Origin of the sequence: Anoxybacillus sp. ST4 (assembly GCF_019448545.1) — a bacterium.
GTDB classification, from domain to species: Bacteria; Bacillota; Bacilli; order Bacillales; family Anoxybacillaceae; genus Anoxybacillus; species Anoxybacillus pushchinoensis.
On record NZ_JAHZOE010000027.1, the window covers coordinates 21,601 to 29,212 of the forward strand.

The 7,612-nt window shown below is 38.8% G+C and carries 6 protein-coding genes and 3 pseudogenes; 4 read left to right on the forward strand and 5 right to left on the reverse strand.

Annotation, left to right across the window (positions count from 1 at the left end; translation table 11 throughout):
- Window positions 1-38 precede the first annotated feature (38 nt).
- A complete protein-coding gene (locus K1I44_RS12845) occupies window positions 39-1,022 on the reverse strand; it encodes a TAXI family TRAP transporter solute-binding subunit (RefSeq protein ID WP_043966690.1) in 984 nt (327 codons plus the stop codon).
- A gap of 370 nt (window positions 1,023-1,392) precedes the next feature.
- On the opposite strand from K1I44_RS12845, the gene K1I44_RS12850 reads away from it, so the two are divergent.
- Together K1I44_RS12850 and K1I44_RS12855 are read left to right on the forward strand one after the other, a co-directional pair.
- Window positions 1,393-1,986, forward strand: a complete 594-nt coding sequence (locus tag K1I44_RS12850) for a lysophospholipid acyltransferase family protein (protein WP_370628008.1) — start codon at window positions 1,393-1,395, stop codon at window positions 1,984-1,986.
- A gap of 82 nt (window positions 1,987-2,068) precedes the next feature.
- Complete coding sequence (locus K1I44_RS12855; RefSeq protein WP_219986365.1) at window positions 2,069-2,587, forward strand: type II toxin-antitoxin system PemK/MazF family toxin; 519 nt, start codon at window positions 2,069-2,071, stop codon at window positions 2,585-2,587.
- Window positions 2,588-3,000: 413 nt separating this feature from the next.
- On the opposite strand, the pseudogene K1I44_RS12860 reads toward K1I44_RS12855, so the two are convergent.
- A pseudogene (locus K1I44_RS12860) lies at window positions 3,001-3,390 on the reverse strand (transposase); the annotation flags it as partial.
- A gap of 102 nt (window positions 3,391-3,492) precedes the next feature.
- Between K1I44_RS12860 and K1I44_RS12865 the strand changes: the two are divergent.
- Window positions 3,493-3,773 (forward strand): annotated as a pseudogene (locus tag K1I44_RS12865) (IS982 family transposase); the annotation flags it as partial.
- Window positions 3,774-3,799: 26 nt separating this feature from the next.
- On the opposite strand, the gene K1I44_RS12870 reads toward K1I44_RS12865, so the two are convergent.
- Window positions 3,800-4,729 carry an Rpn family recombination-promoting nuclease/putative transposase gene (locus K1I44_RS12870; protein ID WP_219986366.1) on the reverse strand — a complete coding sequence of 310 codons (930 nt, stop codon included), beginning with the start codon at window positions 4,727-4,729 and terminating at the stop codon, window positions 3,800-3,802.
- Between the two features lie 333 nt (window positions 4,730-5,062).
- Here K1I44_RS12870 and K1I44_RS12875 point away from each other — a divergent pair, with 333 nt between their 5' ends.
- On the forward strand, window positions 5,063-5,791 hold the full coding sequence (locus K1I44_RS12875; RefSeq protein WP_219986367.1) for a M48 family metallopeptidase: 729 nt from the start codon (window positions 5,063-5,065) through the stop codon (window positions 5,789-5,791).
- Between the two features lie 45 nt (window positions 5,792-5,836).
- On the opposite strand, the gene K1I44_RS12880 is transcribed toward K1I44_RS12875, so the two are convergent.
- Both K1I44_RS12880 and K1I44_RS12885 read right to left on the reverse strand, forming a co-directional pair.
- Entirely contained in the window at window positions 5,837-6,817 is a 981-nt protein-coding gene (locus K1I44_RS12880) for a restriction endonuclease (RefSeq protein WP_219986369.1), read from the reverse strand.
- A gap of 48 nt (window positions 6,818-6,865) precedes the next feature.
- Window positions 6,866-7,462, reverse strand: a pseudogene (locus tag K1I44_RS12885) (type I restriction enzyme endonuclease domain-containing protein); the annotation flags it as partial.
- Window positions 7,463-7,612 lie beyond the last annotated feature (150 nt).

A 7,612-nucleotide genomic window follows, 5' to 3' on the forward strand; every position in this document is an offset into this window, starting at 1 on the left:
CGATAGACCGAGCAACGTCGGTCTATCATCACATTTCTTTATTTTACGCCTTTTTCAGCAAAGTATTTTTCCGCTCCTGGATGCAACGGAATGTTGCCGATGCCATCGAGCGCTGTTTCAGCTTTAATTAACTTTCCTTTCGCATGCGTAATTTTATCTGTATTTTCAAAAATAGCTTTTGTAATATTGTATACTGTCTCTTCATCTAAGTCTTTGCGAACGACAAGCATCGCTTTAACTGCTACAGTTGTAACGTCTGAATCAATTCCATACGTACCAGCAGGAATTGTATCTTCCGCGTAGAACGGATATTTTTCAATCAATTGTTTCACTTTCTCAGCAGAAATCGGTACAATTTTTACTTCTTTTTGAGCAGCTAACGCTTCAACTGCACCTGTTGGCGTACCAGCTGTAACGAACGCTGCATCGATGCTGCCTGATTGAATGCCATCAACAGACTCATCAAAAGATAAGTTTTGTACTTTAATGTCGTTTAAAGAAATGCCGTGAATTTCTAAAATTTGTTGTGCGTTTGCGCTAACTCCAGAACCTGGCGCACCGATGGATACTGTTTTTCCTTTTAAATCTTCAACTGATTCGATGCCGCTGTCTTTTGTCGTTACGATTTGAACGGTTTCTGGATAAAGCGTACCGATCGCTTGTACGTTTTCCACTTTATTTCCTTCAAACATTAATTCCCCATTCAATGCGTAAGAGGCGATATCCGTTTGTGCAAACGCCATCTCCGCTTCTCCTTGTTTTAACGTGTTCATATTTTCCGCAGAAGCACCTGAAGATTGTGCGTTCGCGTTAATTCCTGTCTCCTCTTGAATGATGCTCGCCATCGCTCCACCGAGCGGATAATATGTACCACCTGTACCACCTGTTAAAATGCTAATGCTTTTGACTTTCTCTTTCTCTCCTCCGCTACTTCCTTGCTCGTTCCCCCCGTTACATGCCGTGACAATCATTGTAAACGCTAACAACACGACAAACAACATACTACTACGTAACTTTCTCATCATAACCACCCCTTCTTTTCTATTTCAAAAGTCACAGCACTATAATATCATAAACTACTAGAAACATGTCAAATCATTTTTTATTTTTTTCCAAATTATCGGAAATTTATCATAACTAGAGGACAATTGAAGTGGGAGAAATACGAACAACACCCGACACCGTTTGCTAAACACAAGGTAGTTAGGGCTTACATTCCCTAGCTAAAGACATAGGGGTTTTACGCCCAATCATATAAATGAAAGGCAGGGGATTTACACAATGCCCTAGATTGTTGTTGATTCATGATAGGGAAATATGTTTTAATTTACAAAAAATATTTTTGTTAGAACAACCCAATAACTAATACCATTAATAGAGGTGGGAAAAATGATGTATCATATTGTAGGTAAAATTCTTTATTTTATAATTAAATTATTTAGACTATTAGAAGTTAGAGGTAAGGAAAATATACCTAAAAATAAAAATTATGTAGTAACATGTTCTCATCGTGGGTGGGTAGATGTCATTATGCTTGCTATGTCTCTTTATCCGACAAAAGTACATTATATGGCAAAAAAAGAGCTATTTAATTCCAGATTAATAGGGACACTTTTAAAATATTTAAATGCTTTTCCTGTAAATCGCCAAAATCCTGGACCGAGTACCTTAAAAATTCCTATGAGATTATTAAAAGAAAATAAAATTGTAGGAATTTTTCCAAGTGGTACTAGAACTAATGAGGAAGTACCTTTAAAAAGAGGTGCAGTAACAATTGCTATTAAAGCTAATGTTCCCATTTTGCCAGCTAGTTATCATGGTCCTGCTAATTTGAAGGAAATACTAATAGGTAAAAAGGCTACTGTCATCTTAGGTGAACCCTTATATTTTGATAAACAAAAAGAAGAGATGCATAAAGATGAGTTATTAAGCTATTCACTAAATCTTCTGGAAAATAAAATGAAGAACCTTGAGAAGACATATTAAATAAAACAAACTTACTCGCGAACAGTCCCTGGCACCATTTGCTATCATGAGCGTGATGTATAAGAGGGAGAGGTGGGGTAAAATGGAATCAGATGCAATTCAACGTGAACGTTTACGTTTAAAAAAAGTGGACAAAAAAGCAAAACTAGATGAATGGCATCCCAAAAAGATCGCATTAGCAAACGAATGGATTGAGAATGAACAAACACAGATGAAGCGCCCGATCATACGAGGATCCATTTTCACTTGTGAACTTGGAGAAAATATCGGCACAGAACAAAACGGAGAGCGGCCGGTGCTTGTTCTTTCCAACGACTGGATTAACCGCACATCCGGAAATGTTAAGGTAGCTCCTTTGTCTACAAAATTAAAAACCCAAACCGTTACAGATCGAAAAGGGAAAACCAAAGTAGTACCTCGTTTAAAGACACATTACTTTCTTCGAAAGGAAGTTTATCCGTTTTTAGCGCAGACTTCTGCGGTAAAGGTAGAAGAATTAACGACCGTCAACAAAGTACGATTAAAGCAACATATCGGCAATATAAACGAGGATGATTTAAATAAGATTATGAACCGTGTAAAATGGGTATTTGACCTGTAACGTACTTACAACGTATTTACAGTGTATTGACAACGTATTGACATTTCCCTAGGTTTTTTCTATACTTAGAGTACAAATTACGTTGTCTGTCTCGTCACAGACCATTTCACACGTAAAAAAAACGTGGATTCGTTTGTTTTGCAACGGAGAGGAGAGCCTAAATGGTTCCTCTCTTTGCATATTATCAGCAAAAAACTCATAACTTAATGATAAGTTGCCTGCCGCGTCGCAGGCCATTTCACCTCGTCAGTGGGGGATTCATAGTTTTTGCCCCAGTACTTCGGTGCTGGGGTTTTATGTATTTATCGGGAAGGATTTCTCGCAAAGAAAATCTACAAATTGATGCTTACATAACAAAGAGGGACGATTTTTTGCACATAGCCCTGTCAAGTAGACATTAAAAAAAGAGTACATTAAGCTGCGGCCTTTTCTCGATATTCAATCGGGGAAAGGTCGTTCAGTTTTTCTTGAAAACGACTGTGATTGTAAAAATGAATATACTCTTGAATAGCCTGATACGCCTGTTCCATCGTTTTTGGGTGCACCAAATACAACTTCTCTGTCTTTAGATGTGAGAAGAAACATTCGATACATGCGTTATCATGGCAATTTCCCCTTCGAGAATGGCTTCCTTGAATCTTGAGTTCTTCGAGCTGGTTTTCATATGATTTTGTTGTGTATTGGAACCTTTGATCTGAATGAAGAAGGGCATTCTAACCAAATGGCTTCCCATTCAGTTGTTTGATTGTATTCAAAACCAACTCAAGATCATTTCTTTCCGATAGCTCCATTTCATTGTTATAGCCTGTGGTGCTAGATAAAATCAAGTAAGCATAAAAATAGCCCTTGCCTGCGGATCTCCTTTAGAATGAAAGTGCGACCAAACATTCGAAAGAAGAATCCCCATGCAAGAGCACTTTCGTTTTACTACAGACAAAGCAAAAATTCAAAAACAATATGCAGCGATTTTCTTTTTTGTTTCTGCCCAGCTGTCACACATTCAACGCTATCTTCAACGTCGCAATCGTCATTTGGCGAAACAAGAAGACGCGGTGATCATTGCCATTCATCTTTTAGGCTTGGCTTCTCTTCCGAACGTGCATGGCATCGCTTTGTTACTGGGAACTTGTTCACGAATGGACAGTTTCTCGAACGTTCTTGCCGAGCGCTGCGCTTTGCGCTCAAATCGCGAACAGCACCCGACACCGTTCGCTAATCTCCCAACCGCTCCCGTACTTCCTCCTCTGTCATGTCGAGAATATGGGCAACGTCTGTTATACTCATTCCTTTTTCGACCATTTTTCGAATCGTTTCATTTTTCCCTTCTTCTCGACCTTGTTCTAATCCTTTTTTCAATCCTTCTTTCAATCCTTCTTGTCTTCCTTCATCCCGACTGCCGCGAATGTTTGAGAGTTGATCAAGGAGCCATTTCAGCCGCATTTCGTATGCGTAACGGTTTTCGGGGTCGACGCTTAAGCTTTGCCATTCTTCTAGCGCTTCTAAAATGTCTTGTTCTGTCATGGCTATTCCCTCCAATTCACGAAACATCTCTTCATCCATTTTTTTCGTTCGTCCATCGACAGCCGACAACATCGTTAACCATGGCCATTCCGGTGACTGTTTCACTTCTCTCCGATATTTCTTCCATTTTACCATAAATTGTGACAAGGCGAGTACATGAAATTCAAGGTGATGGCTCCAAAGAAACTGTTCTTCGTCTTCACGAATGTGAAAAACGGTATGGAAGCGATCTGTTTCATGTGGGAAAAGGGGATAATTTAAGATGGCGATCATAATCGTTGGAGGGAGGGTGTTGTACCGTTCTCCTTTTGATAGTGAAGATGAAAACAACCTTGCCCAGTAATACAATAGCCGTTCGGGCATACCGTATTGTGGGATGATTTGAATTTCAACGTGAATGCGCTCGCCGCGATTTGTGCGAACGATGACATCCAATCGTCCGGTCTTACCGTCTTCTGTTTCTTTCGTTAGTTCGGTGTTTTCAAACTGTACGTCGATGATGCGATCATCTCCAGTCCGATGTAGCAACGCATTTAAAAACGCCATGGTGATTGACTTTCTGCTTGGGTGGCCGAACAGTTGTTTAAACATAAAATCCATTTTTAAATCGAGGTATTGCATACAAATCATCCTTTCGTAGAATATAGGAGACAATTTGATTAAAATCGGGAAATAAGGGAAATGCAAAAGTGGAAAATTGAATTTTGCGGAAAATTTTTATGACAAATGGGGCGAAAAAGTGGGAGGATGAACCGTTTTTTAGGTTGAAAATTTAATTTTTGAAGGGAGAGAGTGATTAAAAGATAAAATAAATTCCAACTGTTTAAATTCAGCCCACTTGATCATGTGGCTGAATAGTTACCATTTTTCAAATTCATCGTTTACCGATTGACCTTTTGCTTTCCCAAAGATAAAATGAAAGACAATTAAAGGAACGAAGGAGTCAGGATTTCTATGCCTAGCTTTCAATATGGCAAGACAACGATAGATTATGCAGTAGAGTATAAGCCAGAAAAGCGGGATGTGACGATATCGGTTGAATGGCTAGAGGGGGTAAAAGTCGTAGCCCCTGTGGGAATAGAGGATACACTTTTACATTCTATCCTCTATAAAAAAGCTCCATGGATTATTGATAAATGGCAGGCGTTGAATCAAATTTCTGATTGCCCTGCTCCGAAAGAATTTGTAAGCGGAGAGAAATTTGCTTATTTAGGGCGCAATTATCGATTAAAAGTATATAAAAGCGAGGAAGTTACAAAGCCGGTTCTTATGTTTAAACAAGGGAAATTTATTGCCACGGTGCCACCGCATTTAACAGAAAAAGAAAGAATCTCATTTTTTCAACAAGCGTTCAAAGATTGGTATATTCTGTACGGGGAAATGAAACTACAAGAACGTTTAAAAATTTATTGCCCTAAAATGGGAGTAACCCCTACGAAAATGAAATTAAAAGAACAAAAAATGCGCTGGGGAACATGCACAAACGAAGGAGCCATATACTTAAACTGGAGAATTATGATGGCTCCTGTACCGATTATCGACTATTTACTAGTACATGAACTAGCACATCTTAAATATCCAAATCACTCCAATGATTTTTGGCATTTTGTTAAATCTATCATATCAGACTATGAACAAAGAAAAGAATGGTTGCGGATAAATGGCCCAACGTTAACTTTATAGACATGGAAAAGAGCCTTACTATGTAAGTAGAGGCTCTTTTGTCATTTATTCTGGAATATATATTTTTTGCAGGGGCAACAATGATCTCGTTTCGTTTGGCATTTTATCGTACCATTGGACAATTAAGTTTACTAACTCTTCTAAATCAATTAGCTTAACGTTATGTTGTTTTCCTATATTTTCAGCGGCTGTTGTAAATCCCCCAGTTGATACAAATAAACTATTCGCATCAATTGGATGAGCTCCTAACAGTTGTTGAATCTCAGGACCTGACGAAGCTGATTTTCGATGCTTTACCTGTACCTTAATAATCGGCTTTTCAAAACCAAATGCATCTTTATGAGCTAAAATATCGACTCCCCCGTCAGGTCCTTTTTTACTTATTTTCACATTATAGCCCATAGCTTGCAGCAATCCAGCGACTAGCTCCTGCATTTGCCATGGATCTAATTGATCAACTTTATCTTGAATCATCGTCAATGCTTTTTGAACGAAGTCTTCTTTAATAACTTCATCTTCATTGTCTTCAGGTTCACTTACTACAGGTTCTTTACCAGCTAATAATCTTTCTAATTCATCTCCCCAGTCATCCACACGAAAGACCGTCAGAGTAGAGCCAAGGGAGTTTTTTGCCCCTTGTGACAATTGGTCACGTGGAATTTGTTTCTTTTCCCATTTTACATGGATTACATTTGGATAATACTCATCTACAATTGTTTCGTCATATTCATGTTCTTTAGTAACCGTCCCCACTAAGTATTCACGTTTGTCTTTAGCGTATGTAATGATTCTATCTCCTACTTTAATTTCACGGCTAAATCTCCATACTTGACTCGCCCAAGTAATTCGTGTAGCAGGTTTTTCTTCTTCATAAATCTTGTGCGCTTTCTCAATCAAAGCTTCCCTAGTCGAATAGTTTTTTGGGTCTCCAAATTCCGCCCACCCTATCGAAGCAACTCCTTTTTGTTTCCAAACTGGAATGAGTTCATTTTGATCTCCCGCACGTACCATCCACCATTTCATTATTACTCCCATCCTTTATAAAAAATTGGAGAGTTAAAAATACTCTCCTCTTTACTTTTTATAATGAACCATCGCTAACGACATAATTTGTTGTGTAATGTTTTCTATCTGATCTTTAGGAATAACACTTGCCCGTAACTGTTTCTTGATTTTCTTCCGCATTTCTCGCTTTACATCTTCTTTGTTTACCCAATCAATGACTTGACTTTCCTCGGCAATCATGTCTGTTACAAGATGCGTCAACGCATCGATCGTATCTTTATGTTCTTCGTCTGGAAGAAGCTGTTGGAACAGCTGGTAAAATGGATATTGTTCCCGTGTAAAGCCGAGGTTTTGTGCTTGTTGGTTGACGTTTCGCATATCATTAACCATGCTGCGTAGCTTTTCTACCAATTCAGCGATATCCATCATTTTTTTCCGTCTTGCTTCGATTAATTGTTCAAGTTTTTCTCTTAAAGACGTGTAGTATACAGGGTTTTCTTCCAGCTTCACTTTAATCTCATGACGAATCGCATGTTCCATTTCCGCCGCCTGTGCTTCTTTTGAAGGGGCTTTTTCCAACCGCTCATCAAACTTACTGGACAAAATATCAATCGGTTCATGGATCACTTCGACAGACTCAGCATATAAATGCTCTGCAATTAATTGTTTGACCTTCTCGCCACACTCGGAAAGTAACTATTCACCCCAGTGCTAGTGTATAAAAAAGCCCAGCACAAATAGGGCATTTCGGTCATAGAAAATGCCCTAGGTAGCGGAAAGAACTCGATCGATCGTTTCGCCTGCCAACAGAAGACA